The sequence below is a fragment of the Streptomyces sp. NPDC012794 genome, from assembly GCF_042901085.1.
In the GTDB taxonomy this organism is placed as follows: domain Bacteria; phylum Actinomycetota; class Actinomycetes; order Streptomycetales; family Streptomycetaceae; genus Streptomyces.
The window spans coordinates 338,500-361,927 of the sequence record NZ_JBIBCI010000004.1 but is presented as its reverse complement, the minus strand read 5'-3'; the positions used below and the strand labels follow the sequence as shown (position 1 = coordinate 361,927).

The 23,428-nt window shown below is 73.2% G+C and carries 17 protein-coding genes; 10 read left to right on the top strand and 7 right to left on the bottom strand.

The genetic code is table 11. The features are described 5' to 3' along the window. The first annotated feature begins 589 nt into the window (after positions 1-589). The gene (locus ACFY7H_RS10250) at positions 590-976 is read left to right on the top strand and encodes a hypothetical protein (RefSeq protein ID WP_388935868.1); all 387 of its coding nucleotides are present in this window, start codon (positions 590-592) and stop codon (positions 974-976) included. Positions 977-1,263: 287 nt separating this feature from the next. Here the strand turns inward: ACFY7H_RS10250 and ACFY7H_RS10245 are convergent, their stop codons facing one another. The 3 genes from ACFY7H_RS10245 to ACFY7H_RS10235 form a co-directional block, all read right to left on the bottom strand. Then, positions 1,264-1,953: a hypothetical protein gene (locus ACFY7H_RS10245; RefSeq protein ID WP_388935866.1), complete on the bottom strand. Its 690-nt coding sequence runs from the start codon at positions 1,951-1,953 to the stop codon at positions 1,264-1,266. Between the two features lie 90 nt (positions 1,954-2,043). Beyond that, positions 2,044-4,119 carry a PIG-L family deacetylase gene (locus ACFY7H_RS10240; RefSeq protein ID WP_388935863.1) on the bottom strand — a complete coding sequence of 692 codons (2,076 nt, stop codon included), beginning with the start codon at positions 4,117-4,119 and terminating at the stop codon, positions 2,044-2,046. Between the two features lie 269 nt (positions 4,120-4,388). Continuing rightward, the gene (locus tag ACFY7H_RS10235) at positions 4,389-6,893 is read right to left on the bottom strand and encodes a PIG-L family deacetylase (protein WP_388935860.1); all 2,505 of its coding nucleotides are present in this window, start codon (positions 6,891-6,893) and stop codon (positions 4,389-4,391) included. Between the two features lie 192 nt (positions 6,894-7,085). Here ACFY7H_RS10235 and ACFY7H_RS10230 point away from each other — a divergent pair, with 192 nt between their 5' ends. Continuing rightward, positions 7,086-10,073: a bifunctional [glutamine synthetase] adenylyltransferase/[glutamine synthetase]-adenylyl-L-tyrosine phosphorylase gene (locus ACFY7H_RS10230; protein WP_388935857.1), complete on the top strand. Its 2,988-nt coding sequence runs from the start codon at positions 7,086-7,088 to the stop codon at positions 10,071-10,073. Positions 10,074-10,127: 54 nt separating this feature from the next. Beyond that, positions 10,128-11,708, top strand: coding sequence for an amidohydrolase (locus ACFY7H_RS10225; RefSeq protein WP_388935854.1), 1,581 nt, complete (start codon positions 10,128-10,130; stop codon positions 11,706-11,708). Positions 11,709-11,726: 18 nt separating this feature from the next. Here the strand turns inward: ACFY7H_RS10225 and ACFY7H_RS10220 are convergent, their stop codons facing one another. The 3 genes from ACFY7H_RS10220 to ACFY7H_RS10210 all read right to left on the bottom strand — a co-directional run bounded on the left by ACFY7H_RS10220 (position 11,727) and on the right by ACFY7H_RS10210 (position 15,627). Further along, the gene (locus ACFY7H_RS10220) at positions 11,727-12,614 is read right to left on the bottom strand and encodes a phosphatase PAP2 family protein (RefSeq protein WP_388935851.1); all 888 of its coding nucleotides are present in this window, start codon (positions 12,612-12,614) and stop codon (positions 11,727-11,729) included. Positions 12,615-12,709: 95 nt separating this feature from the next. Next, positions 12,710-13,741 carry a LacI family DNA-binding transcriptional regulator gene (locus tag ACFY7H_RS10215; RefSeq protein WP_388935848.1) on the bottom strand — a complete coding sequence of 344 codons (1,032 nt, stop codon included), beginning with the start codon at positions 13,739-13,741 and terminating at the stop codon, positions 12,710-12,712. Between the two features lie 26 nt (positions 13,742-13,767). After that, positions 13,768-15,627 carry a glycoside hydrolase family 13 protein gene (locus tag ACFY7H_RS10210; protein ID WP_388935844.1) on the bottom strand — a complete coding sequence of 620 codons (1,860 nt, stop codon included), beginning with the start codon at positions 15,625-15,627 and terminating at the stop codon, positions 13,768-13,770. A 222-nt stretch (positions 15,628-15,849) separates the two neighbouring features. On the opposite strand from ACFY7H_RS10210, the gene ACFY7H_RS10205 reads away from it, so the two are divergent. The 6 genes from ACFY7H_RS10205 to ACFY7H_RS10180 all read left to right on the top strand — a co-directional run bounded on the left by ACFY7H_RS10205 (position 15,850) and on the right by ACFY7H_RS10180 (position 21,975). Continuing rightward, positions 15,850-17,124, top strand: a complete 1,275-nt coding sequence (locus ACFY7H_RS10205; protein ID WP_388935841.1) for an extracellular solute-binding protein — start codon at positions 15,850-15,852, stop codon at positions 17,122-17,124. Between the two features lie 8 nt (positions 17,125-17,132). Beyond that, positions 17,133-18,158, top strand: a complete 1,026-nt coding sequence (locus tag ACFY7H_RS10200; protein WP_388935837.1) for a carbohydrate ABC transporter permease — start codon at positions 17,133-17,135, stop codon at positions 18,156-18,158. Then, entirely contained in the window at positions 18,155-19,039 is an 885-nt protein-coding gene (locus tag ACFY7H_RS10195; protein ID WP_388935834.1) for a sugar ABC transporter permease, read from the top strand. Before ACFY7H_RS10200 ends, ACFY7H_RS10195 begins: the two co-directional genes overlap by 4 nt. A 48-nt stretch (positions 19,040-19,087) precedes the next feature. Then, positions 19,088-20,677 carry a glycoside hydrolase family 13 protein gene (locus tag ACFY7H_RS10190; RefSeq protein ID WP_388935832.1) on the top strand — a complete coding sequence of 530 codons (1,590 nt, stop codon included), beginning with the start codon at positions 19,088-19,090 and terminating at the stop codon, positions 20,675-20,677. Beyond that, positions 20,665-21,717 carry a LacI family DNA-binding transcriptional regulator gene (locus ACFY7H_RS10185; protein ID WP_388935829.1) on the top strand — a complete coding sequence of 351 codons (1,053 nt, stop codon included), beginning with the start codon at positions 20,665-20,667 and terminating at the stop codon, positions 21,715-21,717. The genes ACFY7H_RS10190 and ACFY7H_RS10185 overlap by 13 nt, the downstream gene beginning before the upstream one ends. A 117-nt stretch (positions 21,718-21,834) precedes the next feature. Next, complete coding sequence (locus ACFY7H_RS10180) at positions 21,835-21,975, top strand: hypothetical protein (RefSeq protein ID WP_388935827.1); 141 nt, start codon at positions 21,835-21,837, stop codon at positions 21,973-21,975. Between the two features lie 59 nt (positions 21,976-22,034). Here ACFY7H_RS10180 and ACFY7H_RS10175 read toward each other — a convergent pair whose 3' ends face one another. Then, complete coding sequence (locus tag ACFY7H_RS10175; RefSeq protein WP_388935824.1) at positions 22,035-22,286, bottom strand: hypothetical protein; 252 nt, start codon at positions 22,284-22,286, stop codon at positions 22,035-22,037. Between the two features lie 181 nt (positions 22,287-22,467). Here ACFY7H_RS10175 and ACFY7H_RS10170 point away from each other — a divergent pair, with 181 nt between their 5' ends. Beyond that, entirely contained in the window at positions 22,468-23,253 is a 786-nt protein-coding gene (locus ACFY7H_RS10170; RefSeq protein WP_388935822.1) for an alpha/beta fold hydrolase, read from the top strand. The last annotated feature ends 175 nt before the right edge of the window (positions 23,254-23,428 follow it).

Here is a 23,428-nt window from a genome sequence, read left to right as displayed (position 1 = left end):
GGATCGGCGGCCTTGTACACCTCGTCCACGGCCTTCAGGGTGCGCTCGTGGCTGCTCGGCATCAGATGCGTGTAGACCCGGAGCGTGAATCCGGGGTCGCCGTGTCCGAGGTAGGTGCCGAGCGCCTTGATGTTCTCCCCGGAGTCCAGCAGTACGGACGCGTAGAAGTGCCGCAGCGCGTGTATCCCGGGCTCGCGCGTGGCCCAGTCTGATCAGTCGGCTGCCCGTCACAGGTGGATGCCTCCGACAGGGGCGCTCCGACTCCGGAACGTCGGGGCCAGTCCTGTGCCTGCCGGCCGGTTCGTGATGGTTGGGAGCTGCCATCCCGTCTGCCGTTGATCCAGTCAAGCCCGCCCTACGAGGGCCCTTCCATCAGAAGGCCGCTCTTGTCGCGCACATCCGGCGAAGGCGCTACGGCAACGATGCGGCCTGTGCAGTCGACGGACACATCGTGCCGGACGCGCTGTGTGAGAGCGTTTAAGGAGGCCCCTCCTCGCCGCTGAGAGATCACCTGCGCTGGTGAGTGCCACCGTTGCGCCTGACATGCTCCCTTTCCGCCTGGGCGACACACCGTTACGTTCCAGTGCGCATGAAGAACTTCGGGAAGTACTGGGGATGGACTGTCTTCGCAGTCCTGTTGGCAGGTTGGCTCACGTCTGATCTCGGCCCGGGCCTGCTGTTGGCGTTGTCGGGGGTGTGCACGCTCTACTTCTTCTTTCTCGCTCCGGCCTGGTGTGGGGCACTTGGGCGAGACGGCGCGTGCAGGAACAACAGCAAGGGCGTCATGATGGGTTGCCACATTCGCCAACACAAGTGGCAGAAGCTCAAGATGGTTGTTGTCAAGGATCGCTGGCGCGAGCTGCGGCGTGAGCTGTTTCCGAACGCCACAACGGCTCTGGCGACGCTGGGTGGAATGCTGGCGCTGCTGTCAGGTGCAGCGGCCGCCCTGCAGCCGATCTTCGGTGGCGGCTGGTAGAAGGGGAAGCTACGCCTGCCCTTCGCGGCGTGCCGCCCAGCAGTCCGCAGATGGGCTCCGACCTGCGGAGGTGCACGGGCCTGCGCGCCCTCCGGAGCCGGTGTGGACTTCACCTGTGGGCCGCCCTGCCCGACCGGTCAGGGCCGTCTCCGGGCCGTCTAAGGGTGGCCGGTGGCCACCGCCGGACGACCGCTTGGATGGCGGCTAGAACGGCGTTGCAGCTGGGTCTTCTGGTGCACCGACGGAGTCGGCCGGGGGCCGGCGGCCCGTGGCGTTGTGGTGGGGGGCTACGGCTTGGCGCAGGTGAGGGTGACCTGGTCGCTGCGGGCGCTCAGGCCCGCTGACGGCACGTGGAGGGTCATGAAGACGCTCGGGGAGACGCCGTTGACGGTCGCCGGGAGGTTGACCACCTTGAGGAGCGAGTGGCTCTGGATGCCGGGTTCGAAGTGGGCCTTGCCCTTGGCGTAGGGGTCGGCGCTGGAGGCGAAGGTCCAGTAGTAGTCGACGTCGCCCTTGCCCGTGCCGGTGATCCGGCCGTCGAACTCGGCCCTGCTCGGCTTGGAGCAGTCGACCACGGTGCCGGGTTTGGTGAGGGTGACGACCTCGACCTTGGTGACCTTGACCTTCCCCTGCTCGCCGCCGTCCTGCTGGCCCCGGGGCGGTGTGGTGCAGCCGATGCGGCTGCCCTTGGAGCTGACGGTGTACTTGCCGTAGCGGACGTCGTGCTTGTCGAGTGCGCCCTCGTCGTCCACCCGGGCGCGCTGGTTCGTCCGCGGGCCGTTGATCGTGACGGACTGGTCCGGCTCGAATCCCTCCAGCACGAGGTCGTACGAGGTGTCCTTGCCCTCCCCGGTCGCCACCAGCTCGCAGGAGCCGACGGCGGGCGCGGCCGCCGGGGCGGCCGAGGCCGGGGTGAGTACGGCCGAGGAGGCGAGGAGCGGGGCGGCGAGGAGTGTGAGGAAGCGGTGCTGGTTCATCGTGCTGCCCTCCGGGCGGGATGCCCCCGATGCTCGATGTTCCTCCCAGGATATCGGCGGGCGGCCGGCGCCCGCCTGCGCGGCGGCGGGTCAGGCGGGGGGCGTCCGGACCGCCGGGTGCCAAATGGGGCGCGGGCCGGCGGGGCGGGTGGTCGTGGTGTGGAGCCGGGCGTCCAGGCCCAGGACGGCCGTGGTCGTGGCTCCGGCCGGGCCGAGTACGGCCGCAGGGGCGCCCGCGTACAGCATCCCGGACTCCGTCCAGGAGGGCGGCCCGCCCAGGGTGGCCGCGGCGATGGTGCCGGTGTCCGCGCGGCCCGTCACCGTGCGGCCCGCGGCGCCGACCGCGCCGTAGCCGGCCCGGCCGCCCGACTCCGAGACGCCGGAGACCTGCGGGGCGCCCGCCCCCGCCGTGACGAGCGCGCTGCGGACCACCCCGGAGTCGGGGCGGCGGAAGTAGAGGCGGATGCCCGCGCCGTCCCGGGCCGCCGAGAGGGGGACGGTGGTGGCGGGCAGCCCGGTGGGGTGCGGCCCGGCGAGCGGGGCGCCGGGGGCGGGCTGCGTCCAGGCCAGCACGGACGCGGTGGTGGCGGCGTACACGTGATGCCGGCCGGCGGCGTCGGTCACCGCGACCGGGTCGCTCTGGAGGTCCTCGCCGCCCAGCTGCTCCCAGTCGGTGAAGGCCCCCGACGGCTGCTGGGCGCGGGCGCGCAGGGTGCGGCGGGAGTCGCGGAGGTAGACGGTGAGGCGGCCCTCGGCGTCGACGGCGGCCGAGGGGGTGCTGATGGCCGAGGTGCCGGGCTCGTCGTCCGGCTCGGGGGTGCCGAGGGAGGCCCACGCCCCGAACGGGCCGTCGGGCGCGGACTGGACCGCGTACACCACCTCGCGCCGGTAGTCGGCCGGGCGGGGCCCGAGCACGGTGCGGGTGGCGAGGACCGCGACGCGGCCGCCGGGGAGGCGGACGGCGGTGGCGCCCGGGTCGATTCCGGTGCCGGGGAGCAGGACGGGCCCCGTCCAGGTCCCGGCCCGGTCGCGCGTCCAGACGGCCATCCGCCCGTCCAGCGCGGCGAAGGCCCAGAGCCGGCCGGGGGTGCCCTCGGTGAGCCAGGAGGTGGTGTCGGCGCGGGCGTAGCGCAGCGACTGGGCCCAGTGGCGGCCGGTGGGGCTGCCCGCCACCTTGCGGTCGCCGCAGCCGGAGGGGGAACCGCAGTAGTCGGCCCGGTCGTGCCAGGCGTACGTCTTCAGGAAGCCGGTCTTCGTCTCGGCGGTCTGCGGGTCCAGCGCGTGCGGGAGGCTGCCGTTGTGGTAGCCGAGGTAGCTCTGGACCGAGAACCGCGGCCGTTCCGCGACCCGTTCCGCGTACAGCGCGGTGGCGGCCTGCGCGAAGCGGGCGCCGTACATGTGGTCCTGGTGGTCGGTGTACTTCCCGGTGGCGGCGTACCGGTTCGGCGTCGGGTCCTGCATCCGTATCGTCGTCGGCCGGTACCGCTCCAGGATCCCGGCTATGGACTCGATCAGCTGGTCCTTGGTGTACGAGAACTCCTGCTTGACCGGGGTGCCCGTGGTGAGCTGGGAACCCAGCGCCGGTATACGCCCGTTCCACAGGCCGCGCAGGCTGTCCGGGTTGTCCGCGGCCGGGTTGCGGGCCTCGCGCAGCTGGAGCCAGACCAGGTTGACCTGCGGGCGGGCGACGAGGACGTCGAGCTCGGCCTGTCCGCCGCCGGCCGTGGGTATGACCGTACGCTTCCAGGCGCCGGCGCGGTCGCCGGTGGCCATCTCGGCGTAGGCGGCGCGTATCCCGTTCTGCCGGGCCTCCGCGTACCGGGCGCGGTCGGCGGGCTGCTCCGGGTCCTTGGCCTCTCCGCCGCGCGCTTCGTTGCGGCCGTCGGCCTCGCCGGAGGTGAGGTAGGCCGTGGTGACGGGCAGTCCGGCCAGCAGGGAGCGGCTGAGGTCGGGGTTCATGAAGAACAGGTCGTCGTCGGGGTGCGCCACGACCTGGACGACCGTGCCGGAGGTCGTGCTGGCGGGCAGGGCGGCGGCCGGGGCCTTCCCCTCGCCGGTCTCGGCCGCCGTCTGCTGGCCGGAGGTGACGGCGAGGACGCCGGAGGCACCCACGGTGAGCATGGGAAGCACGGCCGCGAGGAGGAGACGGCGGCGGGAAAGGGGCATGGTCACGGCCTCTTGAGGTCGCTTCGGGCAGGAAGAACCGCTGTGCGGTCACTGAGAGGCCGAATCGGGCCAGTTGGTTCACCGATTCCGACGATGACGCACGCTTTTCCGAAAAAATGACCGGATGTGGTTGTGTCCCGCCCTGCCCTGCCCTGCCCTGCCGGTGTCGCGCCGGCGCCGAACCGACCGGATCGCGGACGCGGTTGAGGTGATCTCCACGCCGCCCGGGCGCCCCCGTACGCGCGTTGGCGCGGTCCTTCCGGTCCGGCTTACCGCCCGCCGGCGCGGGTGTTGCGCGGCCCCACCGGCTGCCACGGAGCCAGGTGCGCGTCCGTGTCGTCCGCCGACGAGGTGACGTACAGCCGCGCGTCGAGGCCGACCACGGCCAGGCTGACCAGGTTCTTCCCCGTCATCGTGCTGGACGGTGCCCCCACGAACATCAGCGGCGAGCGCTGCCACGCCCCGCTCGGCCCGACGTCCGCGCCCAGCTGTCCGCCCGCCGAGCGGCCCGCCAGCACGTGCCCGCTCGCCGTCACCGGCCCGAAGCCCTGGAGCCCGCCCAGGTCGGTCAGGCCGTTCACCCGCAGCCCGCCCTCGGCCGTCACCAGCGCGGAACGCACGTTGCCCGACCCCGGCTTGCGGAACAGCAGCCGCACCCCGCCCTCGCGCCCCTGCGCCGTCAGGGGCAGCGTGGTCTCCGGCAGCCCGGTGGGGGTGGCCGGGCCCAGCGGGGCGCCGGGCTCCGGCTGTGCCCAGCCCGTCACCGTCTTCGTGGTGGCGGCGAAGACCATCCGCCGTCCGGCCCCGTCGGTCGCGGTGGCCGGGGTGCCGTGCAGGTCGGAGCCGCCGAGGCCCTCCCACGGGCCCCACTCCCCGCCGGGGTGCTGGACGCGGCCGCGCAGGGTGGAGGCGCCGTCGCGCACGTACACGGCGAGTGCCCCGGTGCCGTCGACGGACACGGCGGGCGCGCTGATGTCGGAGGTCCAGGTGTCGTCGGCGGTCTCCGGGGTGCCGAGTGACTCCCAGGGGCCGAACTCCTCGGAGCCGGGAGCGCGCTGGACCGCGTACACGACCTCGCGCAGGTAGTCGGCGGGTGTGTCGCCGAAGGAGGTGCGGGTGCCGAAGGCGGCTATCCGGCCGTCCCGCAGGGTGACGGTGGAGATGCCCTGGTCCATGCCGGTGCCGGGGAGCAGGCGGGGGCCGCTCCAGCTGCCGATCAGGCCGGTGCGGTGCCAGACGGCGACCTGGCCGTCGAGCACCTTGAACGCCCACAGGCCGTGCGCGCCGTCGGAGGTGAGCCAGGAAGTGCTGGTGCCGCGCGCGTAGTTGACGGTCTGCGTCCAGCGGTTGCCCGAGGGGCGGTCGGCGACCTTGAGGTCGCCGCAGCCGGCCTCGCTGCCGCAGTGGTTCTCCCGGTCGAGCCAGGCGTAGGTGCCCAGGATGTCCAGCTTCTCCTTCGCCTCGCCGGGGTCGAGGGTGCTGGGGAGGGAGCCGTTGAAGTAGCCGATGTAGTTCTGCACCGCGAAGTGGGGGCGGTCCTTGACCTCGCGCGCGTAGGCGTCGGTGGCCAGCTGCGCGAAGCGGGCGCCGTAGAAGTGGTCCTGGTGGTCGGTGTACCGCTTCGTGTCGTGGAACCGGCCGGGGGTCGGGTCCTGGACGCGGATGGTGGTGGGCCGGTACCGCTCCAGGATGCCTTCGATGGTCCGGACGACCTGGTCCTTGGTGTACGTGAACCCGTGCTTGACCGGGGAGCCGGACGCGAGCACCGACTCCAGGTGCGGGACCTTGCCGTCCCACAGGCCGTGGAGGCTGTCGGGGACGTCCGCGTGGACGTGGCCGGCCTCGCGCAGCTGCAGCCAGACGAGGTTGATCTCGGGCTTCGCGACGAGGACGTCGACCTCGGCGTACCCGCCGCCCTTGGTCGGGACCACGGTGCGCTTCCAGGCGCTGCTGCGGTCGCCGGTGGCCATCTTGGCGTAGGCGGCGCGGATGCCGTTCTGGCGGGCCTCGGCGTAGGCGGGCTTGTCGGGCGGGGTGGAGGCCTGCTTGGCGGCGCCCGCGTTGATGCCGTCGGCTTCGCCGGAGGTGAGGTAGACGGAGGTGACGGGGTGGCCGGCGGCTATGGAGTACCGCAGGTCCGGGTTCATGAAGTACAGGTCGTCATCGGGGTGGGCGACGATCTGGAGGACGCGGCCGGGATCGGGGGCGTCCACGGCGGTGGCGGTGGTGGCCCGGGAATCGGCGGTGACGGGCGTGCCGAGGGCGGCGAGGGCCTCGTTGCCGCGGAGTACGAGCATGCTGCCCGCGGCGGTGGCGGCGAGCAGCCCGACGGCCTTGACGATCTTCCGCGCGACCGGATGCCGGGGGGCCGCGCCGTGGCCCTCGCGGGTGCCGCGCGCGCTGCCCGAGCCGGCGCCGGAACCGCTCGCCGCGTCCTCGGGCCCGCTCGCCGCGCCGTCCGCCCCGCTCCCGGCGGCCTCCGGGCTCGTCGCCGGGGCGGGTACGCGGGCCCGCGACCCGGAGTCGGGCCCGGTACCGGCGCCCATGCCGTCGTCCGCGCCGCGCTCGGCAGGCGCGTGGCGTTCAGGAGCGCGGTCCTCCGCCGGCGCACCCCCGCCCCCGCCACCAGCCCCGGCGTCCGCGCGGCCCGCCCCCTCCGCCGGGGCGGCGGAGGTACCGCGCTGCCGGGGGACCCGTACAGCGGGGATCGAGGACGGCTCGGGGGCGGGCGAGGAGGGCGGGGTCGCGGCGGAGCCGGCGGGTCCGTCGGACATGGGGGCTCCTCGCGGCCGGTCGGGTGGGGACCGGGCCCCCTGGCACATAGATCTAACAAGTAAGCAGATAATCCGATAATCCGCCTCATGGTATTGGTCACGGTGCCCGGTGAGTCGAACGCCTGCTCCGGCTAGGCTCGCTCCCAGGCCGGCCACACCCCATCGGCAGCGACACACTCGGGAGGCGGCGGGATGACAGTCCCGGGACGCAGGAGCAGCACCTTCATCAGGCTGCTGCGCAGCGGGTTCACCGACCCCACGCACGCCGCCCGGCTCCTCGACGCCGACGCGCTGGCCGCCGTACGCGCCGACCCGGTCCTCCTCGACGCCCTCGGCGCCACCGCCGACCCCGACCTCGCCCTGCACGGGCTGGTGCGCCTCGCCGAGGCCCAGACCCCCGAGGAGCTGCCCCGGCTCCTCGACACCCTCGTCAGCGCCAAACCCCTGCGCGACCGCCTCCTCGGCGTGCTCGGCGCCTCCGAAGCCCTCGCCGACCACCTCGCCCGCCACCCCCGCGACTGGCAGGCCCTCGTCACCTACGAGGCCGCCGACCTGCACCCCGGCCTCGCCGAGTTCGAGCAGGGCCTCGCCGACGCCCACGACCCCGTCGCCCTGCGCGTCGCCTACCGCCGCTGCCTGCTCTCCATCGCCGCCCGCGACGTCTGCGGCACCACCGACGTCGCCCAGACCGCCGCCGAACTCGCCGACCTCGCCACCGCCACCCTCCGCGCGGCCCTGCGCATGGCGACCGCCGCCGCCCCCGAGGACGCCGCCCAGTGCCGCCTCGCGGTGATCGCCATGGGCAAGTGCGGCGGCAACGAACTCAACTACGTCTCCGACGTCGATGTGATCTTCGTCGGGGAGGCCGCCAGCGGCGCCGATGAGCACAAGGCGCTTCAGGCCGCCACCCGCCTCGCCTCCCACCTCATGCGGATCTGCTCCGAGACCACCGTCGAGGGCACCATCTGGCCCGTCGACGCCAACCTCCGCCCCGAGGGCCGCAACGGCCCCCTCGTCCGCACCCTCTCCTCCCACCTCGCCTACTACCAGCGCTGGGCGAAGACCTGGGAGTTCCAGGCCCTGCTCAAAGCCCGCGCCGTCGCAGGCGACCCCGACCTCGGGGCCCAGTACGTCGCGGCCATAACCCCCCTCGTCTGGCAGGCCGCCGAACGCGAGAACTTCGTCGCCGACGTCCAGAAGATGCGCCGCCGCGTCGTAGACAACATCCCCGCCGCCCAGGTCGACCGCGAACTCAAACTCGGCCCCGGCGGCCTGCGCGACGTCGAGTTCGCCGTCCAGCTGCTCCAGCTCGTCCACGGCCGCAGCGACGCCACCCTCCACTCCGGCACCACCCTCGACGCCCTGCACGCCCTCGCCGCCGGCGGCTACGTCGGCCGCGCCGACGCCGCCCAGCTGCACGACGCGTACCGCTTCCTGCGCGCCATGGAGCACCGCATCCAGCTCTACCGGCTGCGCCGCACCCACCTCGTCCCCGAGGACGAGGCCGACCTGCGCCGCCTCGGCCGCTCCATGGGCCTGCGCACCGAACCGGTCGCCGAGCTCAACAAGGCCTGGCGCCGGCACGCCTCCGTCGTGCGCCGCCTGCACGAGAAGCTCTTCTACCGGCCCCTGCTCGACGCCGTAGCCCAGCTCGCCCCGGGCGAGGCCCGGCTCTCCCCGCGCGCCGCCGGCCAGCGCCTCGAAGCCCTCGGCTACGCCGACCCGGCCTCCGCCCTGCGCCACCTGGAGGCCCTCGCCTCCGGCGTCAGCCGCAAGGCCGCCATCCAGCGCACCCTGCTGCCGGTCCTCCTCGGCTGGTTCGCCGACTCCGCCGACCCGGACGCCGGACTCCTGGGCTTCCGCAAGGTCTCCGACGCCCTCGGCAAGACACCCTGGTACCTGCGCCTGCTGCGCGACGAGGGCGCCGCGGCCGAGAACCTCGCCCGCGTGCTCTCCGCCGGACGCCTCGCCCCCGACCTCCTCATGCGCGCCCCCGAGGCCGTGGCCCTGCTCGGCGACCCCGAAGGCCTGCAGCCCCGTACGCACGAAGCCCTCGAGCAGGAGGTGCTCGCCGCCGTCGGGCGCGCCGACAGCGCGGAGGCCGCCGTCGCCGCCGCCCGAGGGGTCCGCCGCCGCGAACTGTTCCGCACCGCCGCCGCCGACATCATCGCCTCCTACGGCACCGAGGAAAACCCCGCGGAGAAGGACTGCGGAGCCCTCGTCGACCGGGTCGGCGACGCCGTCTCCGACCTCACCGCCGCCACCATCGCCGGTGCCCTGCGCGCCGCCGTGCGCGAGCAGTGGGGCGATACCCTCCCCACCCGCTTCGCCGTCATCGGCGTCGGCCGCTTCGGCGGGCACGAACTGGGCTACGGCTCCGACGCCGACGTGCTCTTCGTCCACGAACCCCGCGAGGGCGTCGACGAACAGGAAGCCGCCAAGGCCGCCCAGACCGTCATCTCCGAGATGCGCAGGCTGCTCCAGCTGCCGACCGCCGACCCGCCGCTGCTCATCGACGCCGACCTGCGTCCCGAGGGCCGCTCCGGGCCCCTCGTACGCACCCTCTCCTCCTACGCCGCCTACTACCGGCGCTGGTCCCTGACCTGGGAGAGCCAGGCCCTGCTACGCGCCGAGCCCGTCGCCGGGGACGTCGATCTGGGCCGCCGCTTCATCGAGCTGATCGACCCGCTGCGCTACCCCGTCGAAGGCCTCGGCGAGGACGCGGTCCGCGAGATCCGCCGCCTCAAGGCGCGCATGGAGTCCGAACGCATGCCGCGCGGCGCCGACCCCACCCTGCACACCAAACTCGGCCGGGGCGGGCTCAGCGACGTCGAGTGGACCGTCCAGCTGCTCCAGATGCGGCACGCCTGGGCCGAACCCGGCCTGCGCACCACCCGCACCCGCCACGCCCTGGCCGCCGCCCACGCCGCCGGACTGCTCACCACCGAGGAGGCCCAGACCCTCGACGACGCCTGGGTCCTGGCCACGCGCGTCCGCAACGCCGTGATGCTGGTCCGCGGCCGCGCCGGGGACACCTTCCCCTCGGACGCCCGCGAACTGGCCGCCGTCGGCCGCTACCTGGGCTACGCGGAGGGCAGGGTCGGTGAGGTACTGGACGACTACCGCCGCACCACCCGCCGCGCCCGCGCGGTCGTGGACGACCTGTTCTACGGCGCGTAGCGACAGCGGCACGCCCGACGGCACCCGCCGCCGACCCGAGGAGAGACAACCCCCGTGCCCGCCGCCGACACCGTCCTGACCGGAGCCCGCGTCCGTACCTTCGACCCCGGCCGCCCCCGCGCCGGCGCCGTGGCCCTGCGCGGCGGCGAGATCGTGGCCGTCGGGGAGGAGGCCGACGTACGCGACTGGCGCGGCCCCGGCACCCGCGTCCTCGACCTCGGCGGAGCCACCCTCACCCCCGGCCTCACCGACGCCCACAGCCACCCCGTCTGGGGCGTCGAGGCGGCCACCGGAACCGACCTCTCGGCCGTACGGGACCTCGACCGGCTGCGGGCGGTCCTGCGCACCGCCGACCGCACCGGCGGCTGGGTCCTCGGCTTCGGCCTCGACCACAACGCCTTCGGCGGCCGCCCCGTCGACCGGGACCTCGTCGAGGACGTCCTCGACGGGACCCCCGCCTACCTGCGCCTCTACGACGGCCACTCCGCCCTCGCCACCGGGCCGGCCCTGGCCGCCGCCGGCGTCACCGGCCCGCGCGCCTTCGACCAGCGCTCCGAGATCGTCTGCGACGGCGACGGCCGCCCCACCGGGCACCTCGTCGAGCACGCCGCGATGTCCCTGGTCGGCGCCCTGACCCCCCGGCCCCGCCCCGCGGAGCGCCGCTCCCGCCTGCTCGCCGTGCTCGGTGCCATGGCCGCCACCGGACTCACCGGCGCCCACGTCATGGACCTCGGCGACGGAGACGTACCGGCCCTGCTCGCCACCGTCGAGTACGAGACCGACCTGCCCTTGCGGCTGCGGCTGTCACCCTGGTGCATGCCCGGGGCCGACGCCGCCACCCTGGACGGGCTGATCGGCCTCCAGGGCGTACGCGGACGCCACTGGCAGGTCGGCGGCGTCAAGTTCTTCATGGACGGCACCGTCGAGGGCGGCACCGCCTGGCTGGAGCACGCCGACTGCCACGGCCGGGGCACCGAGGCCTTCTGGCCCGACCCGCGCGCGTACGCCCGGGCCGTACGGGTCCTCGACGCCGCCGGGGTACGCACCGCCACCCACGCCATCGGCGACGCCGCCGTCCGGCACGTGCTGGACACGGTCGCGGCCCTGGGCGGACCCGCCCGCATGCGACACCGGATCGAGCACATCGAGACCGTCCCCGACGACCAGCTCAAGCGGTTCGCCGAGCTCGGGGTGATCGCCTCCATGCAGCCCCCGCACACCGCCCACACCCGCGCCGACCACACCGACGAGTGGTCCAGGCGGCTCGGGGACGAACGGGCCCGCCGTGCCTGGCGCTGCCGGGACCTGCGCGACGCGGGCGCGGTCCTGGCCCTCGGTTCGGACTGGCCCGTCGCCCACCACGACGCCCGGCAGGTCCTCGCCACCGCCCTGCGCCCCCGCGGCGCGGCATCCGGCGGCCGCTCCCTGACCGGGCTGATGGCACTGGAGGGGATGACCTCCCACGCGGCGCTCGCGGCGGGGGAGCAGGCCGTCGCGGGCCGGATCGCCCCGGGCTGCCGCGCGGACCTGACGGCCCTCGCCCTCGACCCGGTGACCGCCGCCCCCGACGAGCTCGCGGAGGCACCCGTACGCCTGACCGTGTCAGGCGGCCGGATCACCCACGACGGGCTCTAGCGGAACCGCGCGACGGCCCTACGCCCGGCGGAAGCGGTTCAGCAGCTCCGACGCCGGGTGGGGACCGGTGTGCACCGGCCGGCGCGGCAGCCGGTGCGGCAGCGACCCGTACCAGGCGCGGGAGACGGCGTACCCGAAGGCCAGGCACAGCATGCCGCCGACGGCGTCGAGCCAGAAGTGGTTGGCGGTGGCCACGATCACGACGAGGGTCGCCGCCGGGTACAGCAGTCCCAGGATCCGCGCCCACGGCGCGGAGGCCACCGCGAAGATCGTCAGCCCGCACCAGAGCGACCACCCTATGTGCATGGAGGGCATCGCGGCGTACTGGTTCGACATGTTCTTCAGGTTCCCCGAGGCCATGGAACCCCAGGTGTGGTGCACCAGCACGGTGTCGATGAAGGTCTCCCCGTTCATCAGCCGGGGCGGCGCGAGCGGGTAGAGGTAGTAACCGACCAGGGCGACGCCCGTGGTGGCGAAGAGGACGAGGCGGGTGGCGGCGTAACGCCCGGGATGGAAGCGGTAGATCCACACCAGCACGCCGATCGTCACGATGAAGTGCAGCGTGGCGTAGTAGTAGTTCATGCCGACGATCAGCCACGTCACCGAGTTCACGGCGTGGTTGACGGACCGCTCCACGGCGATGCCGAGCCCGTGTTCCACGGACCAGATCCAGTCGGCGTTCGCGAGCGCGGCCGCCTTCTGCTCGGGCACGGCGTTGCGGATCAGCGAGTACGTCCAGTAGCTGACGGCGATCAGCAGGATCTCGAACCAGATCCGGGGCCGTCGCGGGGCCCGCAGCCGGTGCAGCAGCGTGCGCTCCGGCGCCGGACGGGTCTCCTGCTCCGTCACGAGGGGTGACGAGACGTCCGTCCGGGTTTCCAGTGTCTTCACGCTCGCTTCACCCATGGGCAGAGAGTCTGCCAGATGCCTTCCCGCCTCCGATCATCCCTCCGGACGGTCTTCGGCGCCTCTGCTCAGCCCTGCGGACTACCGCGAAACCCCTAGGGGGTACGCCGCTGCGCCGGCCCGGAGGCGGTGGAGCCGCGGACCACCAGCTCGGGCAGGAACACGAACTCGCTGTGCGGGGCCGGCGTACCGCCGATCTCTTCCAGCAGGGTCCGTACCGCGGCCTGCCCCATGGCCTGCACCGGCTGCCGGATGGTGGTCAGCGGCGGATCGGTGAACGCTATGAGCGGGGAGTCGTCGAAGCCGACCACCGACACGTCCTGCGGCACCCGCAGCCCCTGCTGCCGGGCGGCCCGGATCGCGCCGAGCGCCATCATGTCGCTCGCGCACACCACCGCCGTGCAGCCCCGCCCGATGAGCGCGGCCGCGGCGGCCTGGCCGCCCTCCAGGGAGTACAGGGAGTGCTGGACCAGCTCCTCCGTCTCGGCCTCGGTGAGCCCGAGCCGCTCCCGCATCGCGGCCCGGAAGCCCTCGATCTTGCGGACGACCGGCACGAACCGCTTCGGGCCGACCGCGAGGCCGATCCGGGTGTGCCCCAGCGCCGTCAGGTGGGTCACGGCGAGCTGCATCGCGGCCCGGTCGTCGGGGGAGACGAAGGGGGCCCGCACCTTGTCGGAGAAGCCGTTGATGAGGACGTACGGGACGCCCTGGCCGCGGAGTTGGTCGTAGCGGCCCATGTCGGCGGTGGTGTCGGCGTGCAGCCCCGAGACGAAGATGATCCCGGAGACCCCGCGGTCCACCAGCATCTCGGTCAGCTCGTCCTCGGTGGATCCGCCGGGCGTCTGCGTCGCCAGCACCGGCGTGTATCCCTGCCGGGTCAGCGCCTGGCCGATGACCTGCGCCAGTGCCGGGAAGATGGGGTTGTCCAGCTCGGGGGTTATCAGTCCGACGAGGCCCGCGCTGCGCTGGCGCAGCCGTACGGGCCGCTCGTAGCCGAGCACGTCGAGCGCGGCCAGCACGGACTCGCGGGTGCCTGCGGCCACACCGGGCTTGCCGTTCAGCACGCGGCTGACTGTGGCTTCGCTGACTCCCGCCTGGGCTGCGATGTCGGCTAGCCGTGCGGTCACGGGATTGGACTGTACCGGTAGCGGCCTCACATCGCCCACCACGTGCAGGAATCAGGGGGAAGACGGACCGTGCGGCCGTCGGTCTCCACCGGGGCGCTGGAGAGCACCGGCCGGCCGGGGGAGGGCATCGTCACCGGCTCGGGCCGGGTGTTGAGGGTGCAGGCGAAGCCGGGGCGGGTGAAGAGGAGGACCCCGTCTGGTGCGGGCCGCCAGCGCATGCCCCGCGCGAACACCGCAGGTCCCGCCCCCGTCCCGGGCCACTCCTCGCGGCACCCGCCCTGCCCCGACTCCGGCGCGCCCAGGCCCGGCATGGCCCGGCGCAGCTCCAGCGCGGCGCGGTACAGCTCCAGCGTGGAGTGCGGGTCGCCGGTCTGGGCGGCGACGGTCAGACCCGCCCAGTCGGCGGGCTGCGGGAGCCAGCTGCCGCCGGGGCCGAAGCCGTACGGGGGCGCGTCGCCGGACCAGGGGAGCGGGACGCGGCACCCGTCTCGCAGCCCGTCCTGCCCCTCCGCCTCGGCCACGGCAACGGCTTCGGCCACCGCCACCGCCTCGGCTCCGAGCCCGGTCACGGCCACCGCCCCGGCCCCGACCTCGGCCACCGCCCCGGCCCCGAGCCCGGCCGAAGCCGCCCCTGCCCCGAGCCCGGCTGCCGCCCCCGCGCAGCCCCCGGCCGCCGCCCGCCGCCGGCCGCGGCGGAACGCCGGGTCCTGGCGGGCCCCGTCCGGGAGGTCGGTCACCTCCGGCAGGCCGAGCTCCTCGCCCTGGTAGACGTACGCCGACCCGGGCAGCGCCAGCATCAGCAGTGCCGCCGCCCGCGCCCGGGCCAGGCCCCGCGCCCCGCCCCCGTACCGGGTGACGTGCCGCACGACGTCGTGGTTGGACAGCACCCAGGTCGTCGGGGCGCCCACCGAGGCGGTGGCGGCCAGGGACTCGTCGATGACGGTCCGCATCGCCGCCGGGTCCCAGGGGCAGTTCAGGAACCGGAAGTTGAAGGCCTGGTGCAGTTCGTCGGGCCGCACGTACAGCGCGAGCCGCTCCGAGGTCGGCGCCCAGGCCTCCGCGACCCCGATGCGCCGGCCCTCGTACGAGTCCAGCAGGCGCCGCCAGGAGCGGTGGATCTCGTGGACCCCGTCCTGGTCGAAGAACGGCAGCGGCTCGGTGCCGATCAGCGTGGCCTGCGCGCCCCGGCCGATGTCGGGCAGGCCCGGGGCCTTGACCATGCCGTGGGCGACGTCCACGCGGAAGCCGTCGACGCCCAGGTCGAGCCAGAAGCGCAGCACCGAGGCGAACTCCTCCGCGACCTCCGGGTGCTCCCAGTCCAGGTCGGGCTGCTCGGGTGCGAAGAGGTGCAGGTACCAGTCGCCGTCCGGGACGCGGGTCCAGGCCGGGCCGCCGAAGACGGACTCCCAGTCGTTCGGCGGCAGCGACCCGTCCGCGCCGCGCCCCGGGCGGAACAGGTACCGCTCACGGGCGCCGGGCACCCCCGCGAGGGCGTCCCGGAACCAGGGGTGTGCCTCGGAGGTGTGGTTCGGCACCACGTCCACGATCACCCGCAGGCCCAGCGCGTGCGCGGCCCGGACGAGGTCGTCGGCGTCGGCGAGGTCGCCGAAGAGGGGGTCGACGGCCCGGTAGTCGGCGACGTCGTAGCCGCCGTCCGCCTGCGGGGAGACGTAGAAGGGGGTCAGCCACACGGCGTCCACCCCGAGCCGGGCAAGGTGGGGGAGCCGCTCCCGCACCCCACGCAGGTCCCCGACGCCGTCGCCGTCACTGTCCGCGAAGGAGCGGACGTACACCTGGTAGATGACGGCATCGCGCCACCAGCCGCCGGTCACGGTCGGGTCGCTGGAAGCTCTTGCAAGCGGGACGGCCGTCAACTCGTGGTTCATACCGGAGTCAACGCGCGTGCACGCCCCGTGGTTGCGGGCCTGTGGAAGAGAAGCGCACTCGAACCACCAGCAAGCGCCGGCAACCGTAGGGACACACGGATGTAACGATCGCCTCCGCTTGCAGAAAATTGCCGCAAGGCCTTTCCGTCGGCTTTCAGGCTTGTTACGTTCCTCGCAACTCGGGACCGCGAGGGCGCGGCCGGGATCATCGAAGGAGTTCATATGCGGCGTGGCATAGCGGCCACCGCGCTGGTCGCGACCCTGGCGCTCGCGGCGACGGCTTGCGGCGGTGACACCAAGGGCGACGGTGGCGGGACGAAGGCCGGCGGCGAGCTGTCCGGCACCGTCACCTGGTGGGACACCTCGAACGACGCCGAGAAGGCGAGCTTCCAGAAGATCGCCGAGGCGTTCACCGCGAAGCACCCGAAGGTGACGGTCAAGTACGTCAACGTGCCCTACGGTGACGCCCAGAACAAGGTCAAGAACGCCTTCAGCAGCGGCGCCGACGCGCCCGACGTGATCCGTGCCGACGTCGGCTGGGTCGCCGACTTCGCCTCGCTCGGCTACCTCGACGAGGTCCCGGCCGAGACCGCGAAGAAGATCGACGCCGAGTTCCTGCCGCAGGCCGCGGCCAGCGGCAAGTTCGAGGGCAAGACCTACGCCGTCCCGCAGGTCATCGACAGCCTCGGCCTCTTCTACAACAAGAAGATGCTCGCCGACGCCGGCGTCCAGCCGCCCAAGACGCTCGAAGAGCTGAAGGCCGCCGCCACCGCCATCAAGGCCAAGACCGGCAAGACCGGCCTCTACCTGCGCGGCGACGACTCCTACTGGTTCCTGCCGTTCATCTACGGCGAGGGCGGCGACCTCGTCGACGCCAAGACCAAGACGGTCACCGTCGACAACGCGGCCAGCGTCAAGGGCTTCAAGGCCGCCCGCGACCTGATCACCTCCGGCGCGGCGGTCACCAACGCCACGGACGGCTGGACGAACATGCAGACCGCCTTCAAGTCCGGGGAGGTGGCGATGATGATCAACGGTCCCTGGGCCGTCGCGGACAGCTACGCGGGCGACCAGTTCAAGGACAAGTCCAACCTCGGCGTCGCCCCCGTCCCGGCCGGCTCCGCCAAGGCGGGCGCCCCGCAGGGCGGCCACGACCTCGCCGTGTACGCCGGCTCCAAGAACACCGCCGCCGCGCACGCCTTCGTCGAGTACATGACCTCCCAGGAGGTCCAGGTCCAGTCCGCCAAGGACCTGAGCCTGCTGCCGACGCGCACCGCCGCCTACGAGCAGCCGGACGTCAAGAGCAGCGAGATGGTCCAGTTCTTCAAGCCGGCCGTCGACAAGGCCGTCGAGCGGGCCTGGATCCCGGAGAACGGCTCCCTCTTCGAGCCGCTGAAGGTCGAGTACACCAAGGCCGTCACCGGCGCCTCGACCCCCGAGGACGCGGCCAAGGCGGCCGGCGTCGAGTTCCGCAAGATCCTCAAGGGCTGGAAGTAGTACGGACGATGGCTGCTGACACCAGCCGGTCGGTGGCGAAGGCCGCGGGCGGCGAGAAGGACCTCGCCCCCCGCGGCCCCAGCCGCGCGACTGCCCCCGGAAGCCCGCGCGGCGGTTTCGCCCGCGCCCTCGCCACGCACTGGTACGCCTGGGCCATGGTCGCCCCGGTCGTGCTCGTCCTCGGCGTCATCGTCGGCTGGCCGCTCGTACGCGGCGTCTACCTGTCGCTGACCGACGCCAACGAGCGCAACGTCGCCCGCACCATCGGCGTGCGCCACATCGAGGCCACGTACGAGTTCGTCGGGCTCGACAACTACGCGGCGGTCCTCGGCGACCCCCTCTTCTGGCAGCGGCTGGTGTGGACGGTGGTGTGGACCGTCGCCTGCGTGTCCATCACCTTCGCCCTCGGCCTGGGTCTGGCCACCATGCTCAACCGGCGGTTCCGGGGCCGCACCGCCTACCGGATGGCGCTCATCCTGCCGTGGGCCGTGCCCGGCTTCGTCTCGGTCTTCGCCTGGCGGTTCCTCTTCAACCGCGACAACGGCATCCTCAACAAGATCCTCGACGGGGGCGGCATCGCGGCCGTCCCGTGGCTCGACGACCCCACCTGGGCCAAGCTCGCCGTCGTCGCCGTCAACGTCTGGCTCGGCATCCCCTTCATGATGGTCGCCCTGCTCGGCGGTCTGCAGTCGATCCCCGGCGAGCTGTACGAGGCCGCCGAGATGGACGGCGCCGGACCCTGGCAGCGGTTCCGGCACATCACCCTGCCCGGACTGCGCGCCGTGAGCATGACGGTGATCCTGCTCTCCACCATCTGGACCTTCAACATGTTCCCGGTGATCTTCCTGCTGACCCGGGGCGGACCCGGCGACTCCACCGAGATCCTGGTGACCCAGGCGTTCCGCGAGGCCTTCATCGCGAGCCCGCGCGACTTCGCCGGCTCGGCGACCTGGGGCGTGCTCATCCTCGCCCTGCTCATGATCTTCGCGCTGGTCTACCGGCGCTCGCTGCGCAAGCAGGGAGAGGTGTGGTGACCGTGACCTCCGCCAAGCAGACCGCCGCCGGCCGGCAGCGCGGCGCCGCCCGCCCGCGCGGCAGCCGCTCCCCGCTCGCCTCCTTCGGCCTGCACGCCACGCTCGTCGTCGCGTCCGTGATCGCCGTCTTCCCCGTGCTGTGGATCCTGCTGACCTCGCTCAAGCCGGCCGAGCACGCGATCACCACGGACTTCGTGAAGGAGCCCACGCTCTCGAACTACTCGTACCTGCTGGAGTCCAGCCACTTCCTCAGCTGGTTCGCGAACTCCGTGCTGGTCGCCGGCGTCACCACCGTGCTCGGCGTGTTCATCGCCGCCACCACCGGCTACGCGGTCAGCCGCTTCAAGTTCCCGGGCATGAAGCCGCTGATGTGGACCCTGCTCATCACGCAGATGTTCCCGATGGCCATCCTGATCGTCCCGCTCTACAACCTGATGGGAGAGCTCGGGCTGCTGAACCAGCCGCTCGGCCTGATCATCACGTACCTCACCATCGCCGTGCCGTTCTGCGCCTGGATGATGAAGGGCTTCTTCGACACCATCCCGGTCGAGATCGACGAATCCGGCCGCGTCGACGGACTCAACCCCTTCGGCACCTTCTGGCGCCTGATCCTGCCGCTCGCCAAGCCCGGCCTCGCCGTGACCGGCTTCTACGCCTTCATCACCGCCTGGGGCGAGGTCGCGTACGCCTCCGCCTTCATGGTCGGTGAGGAAAACCTGACCCTCGCGGGCGGGCTGCAGACCTTCGTCACGCAGTACACCTCCAACTGGGGCGCCATGAGCGCGGCATCCGTCCTCATCGCGATCCCGGCGGCGGTCTTCTTCCTCTTCGCCCAGCGTCACCTCGTCGCCGGCATGACGGCGGGCGCCACCAAGGGCTGACCACCCGCGCCCGCCCCGCTCCACCGGCCCGATCTCTCCAAGGACACCATGACCCAGCACCTCGCCGACGCGCTCCCCACCCCGACCGGGACCCAGCCCGGCTGGTGGAGAGACGCGGTGATCTACCAGGTCTATCCGCGCAGCTTCGCCGACTCCAACGGCGACGGCATGGGGGACCTCGAAGGTATCCGGAGCCGCCTGCCCTACCTGCGCGACCTGGGCGTCGACGCCGTGTGGCTCAGCCCCTTCTACGCCTCCCCGCAGGCCGACGCCGGCTACGACGTCGCCGACTACCGGGCCATCGACCCGATGTTCGGCACCCTGCACGACGCCGACGCCGTCATCCGCGAAGCGCACGCGCTCGGCATGCGGATCATCGTCGACCTCGTCCCCAACCACTGCTCCGACCAGCACGAATGGTTCAAACAGGCACTGCGGGAAGGCCCCGGCAGCACCCTGCGCGAACGCTTCCACTTCCGGCCCGGCAAGGGCGCGAACGGCGAACTCCCGCCCAACGACTGGGAGTCCATCTTCGGCGGCCCGGCGTGGACGCGCGTGGCGGACGGCGAGTGGTACCTGCACCTCTTCGCCCCCGAACAGCCCGACTTCAACTGGGAACACCCGGCCGTCCAGGACGAGTTCCGCTCCGTCCTGCGCTTCTGGCTCGACCTCGGCGTCGACGGGTTCCGCATCGACGTCGCCCACGGGCTGGTCAAGGCCCCCGGCCTGCCGGACCTCGGGCGCGACGAACAGCTGAAGCTGCTCGGCAACCAGGTGCTGCCCTTCTTCGACCAGGACGGCGTCCACGAGATCTACCGGTCCTGGCGGACGGTGCTCGACGAGTACGCCGGCGACCGCATCGGCGTCGCCGAAGCCTGGACGCCGAGCGCCGACCGGACCGCGCTCTACCTGCGCCCCGACGAGCTCCACCAGGCCTTCAACTTCCACTACCTCAGCACCGGCTGGGACGCGGCCGCGCTGCGCGCCGCCATCGACGACTCCCTCGACGCGATGCGGCCTGTCGGAGCCCCCACGACGTGGGTGCTGTCCAACCACGACGTGGTCCGCCACCGCACCCGGTTCGGCAGCCTGGACCGGGCGCGGGCGGCCGCGCTGCTGATGCTGGCCCTGCCCGGGTCCGCGTACGTCTACCAGGGCGAGGAGCTCGGCCTGCCCGAGGTCACCGACCTCCCGGACGAGGTGCGCCAGGACCCCTCGTTCTTCAAGGAGAACGGGCAGGAAGGGCTGCGCGACGGATGCCGCGTACCGCTCCCGTGGTCGGGCGACGAGGCCCCGTACGGCTTCGGCGGCGGTGGCAGCTGGCTCCCGCAGCCGTCGGAGTGGGCCGGGCTGAGCGTCGCCGCGCAGACCGGTGACCCGCAGTCGACGCTCGAGCTGTACCGCACCGCCCTGCGGATCCGGCGCGAGCACACGGACCTCGGCGCGGGCGACGCGGTGGAGTGGCTGGACGCCCCGCAGGGGGTCCTCGTGTTCCGCCGGGGCACCTTCGTGTGCACCGTCAACACCACGGGCGAAGCCGTACGCATACCCGCGCCGGGTTCCGTGCTCCTGGCGAGCGGCGCCCTGGCCGACCCCGACGTCCTGCCCGGCGACACGGCGGTGTGGTGGCAGGGGTGACCTCCCCCCTCCGGCTGACGGACATCGCCGCGCAGGCCAAGGTCAGCGAGGCGACCGTCAGCCGTGTGCTCAACGGCAAGGCGGGCGTGGCGGCCGGCACCCGGCACCGGGTGCTGGCCGCCATGGACCTGCTCGGCTACGAACGCCCGGTCAGGCTCAAACGCCGCAGCAACGGGCTGGTGGGGCTGCTGATACCCGAGCTGACGAACCCGATCTTCCCGGCGTTCGCCCAGGTCATCGAGCAGGCCCTGGCCGGGCACGGCTACACGCCGGTGCTGTGCACGCAGACCCCGGGCGGGGCCACCGAGGACGAGCTGGTCGAGCAGCTGGAGGAACGCGGCGTCACCGGGATCGTCTTCCTCTCCGGCCTGCACGCCGACGCCTCCCAGGACCCGTCCCGCTACCAGCGGCTCGCGGCCCGGGGGCTGCCGTTCGTCCTCATCAACGGCTTCAACGAGGCCATCAGCGCCCCCTTCGTCTCCCCGGACGACCGGGCGGCCGCCGACATGGCCGTGCGCCACCTCGAGGAACTGGGACACCGGCGCATCGGCCTGGCCATCGGGCCGACCCGCTACGTCCCCTCGGCGCGCAAGGAGCAGGGCTTCCTGGCGGCGCGGCCCGGGGCGGCGGAGGAAGGGCTCGTCCAGCGCACCCTGTTCACCGTCGAGGGCGGCCACGCGGCGGGCGGCGCCCTGCTCGACCGGGGCTGCACGGGGGTGGTCTGCGCCAGCGACATGATGGCGCTCGGCGTGATCCGCGCCGCGCGGGAGAGGGGGCTGCGCGTGCCGGAGGACGTCTCGGTGGTCGGCTTCGACGACTCCCCGCTGATCGCCTTCACGGACCCCCCGCTGACGACGATCCGCCAGCCGGTCCGCGCCATGGCCACGGCCGCGGTGGGCGCCCTCCTGGAGGCGGTGGCCGGCACCCCGGTCCAGCGCACGGAGTACGTCTTCCAGCCGGAGCTGGTGGTCCGCGGCTCGACGGGCACGGCCCGGGAGCAGGGCGCGGGGCCCGGCCGGCCGGGGGCCGGCTCGCCGTGAGAGTCTGCGCATCGCGAAGAAGGGCACCCGGACGATCGTCGTGGACGGGGACCGTTACCGCTGGGTGGTCGCGCCCGATGACGAGCCGGGCCGGCCCCCGTCGTCGTGCACGGTGACGTGAACGGGCAGCGCCTGGTGAGGTGGTTCGAGCACGGAGTCGTGATCGGCCCCGGGCTCGTCGCGGCGACCGTCCGCCGGGCGCTGCGCGAACACGGGTGGACGCCCCGGGAGCGCGGTGGGCAGCTCACGCTGCGGTAACGCCGAAGGGGCGGCCGACGTTGCTGTCGGGCCGCCCCCACGGGGTCAAGCGTTGGGGATCAGGCGCCCAGGTGGGAGCCCTCCGCCCACTCCTTCGCGCCTTCCTTGACACAGGTCGAGTTGTAGACCGGGCCGGCGAACGCCGGGAGGTTGTGGGGGATCGCGGCGAACGTCGAGCAGTTCGACGAGTAGGCCTTGCGGCCACCGTCGAAGTAGTCGATTTCGACCCCGTCGGCCAAGGCGGCACCGGCCCCGCCGAGCAGGATGCCGGCAGCCAGGACGGACGCGGTGACAGCAGAACGAATACGCATGACTCCCCTAAGGATCACTGGACGGACGCGCCGGCTGATCTGCGCGTCGGCCGGTCCAACCGTCCAAGGGCGCTGTTGGGAACGGGCGTTCACTCCAATGCCGGTAGCTGAATCGTTTCGGCGTCCCGGTCCCGTCCGCCCGGCTGTTTCCTTGCCGCGTGGCCCGTGCAAGCATCTGCGGATGATCACACTTGCCGATGACCTCGGCCACCTCTCCTACGTCGTCACCGGTGACGGACCGCCGCTCGTCCTCGTGCACGCCGGCGTCGCCGACCACCGCATGTGGGACGCCGTCGTGCCCGGTCTGGCGGAGCGGTACACCGTCATCCGTTACGACCTGCGCGGCTTCGGCGAATCCGCCCCGCCGGCCGGCCCGTACAGCGACACCGACGATCTGCGCCGCCTCCTCGACCACCTCGGCCACGCGCGCGTACGCCTCGTCGGCGCGTCCTGGGGCGGCCGCGTGGCCGTGGACTTCACCCTGGCCCACCCCGGCCGCGTGCACTGCCTGGCGCTGTTCGCCGCGCCGTGGCCGGGCTACGACTGGTCCGCGGAGATGCACGCGTACGACGCGGCGGAGACGGCCGCGATGGCCGCGGGCGACGTGGACGCCGCCACCGGCGTCAACCTGGACATGTGGCTGCGCGGACCGGCCCGCGGCTGGGAGGACGTCGCCCCGGGCCTGGCCGACCGGGTCCGTGAGCCCATGCGTACCTCGCTCGTGAACATGGCGGTCCGCGACGAGCACGCCCAGGGGCCCGGAGCCGGGGACATCGCGGACATCTCCGTCCCCACCCTCGTGGGGACGGGCAAGCTCGACGTCGCCGACTTCCAGGACATCGGCCGGCGCTACGCCGCCGGGATCCCGGGCGCGACGCTGGTCGAATTCCCCGACGCCGGCCACCTCGTCGCCCTGGACGCCCCCGCCGAACTCACCGCGGCGCTCCTCCCGTTCCTCGCCCGCTAAGGGCTGTCCCGCACCGGCTGCCGCGGCCCTTCCGGTCGCCTCCGGTGCGGGTACCGGCCCGTACGGCCGCCGGGCCCGCCTCCCTCGTGTCAGCGCCGGGGGACCGCCCCGAACCCTCCCGGAGACCGCCGGGTCCGCATCCGGAACCACCCCGGCCGGGTGACAGCCGGAAACA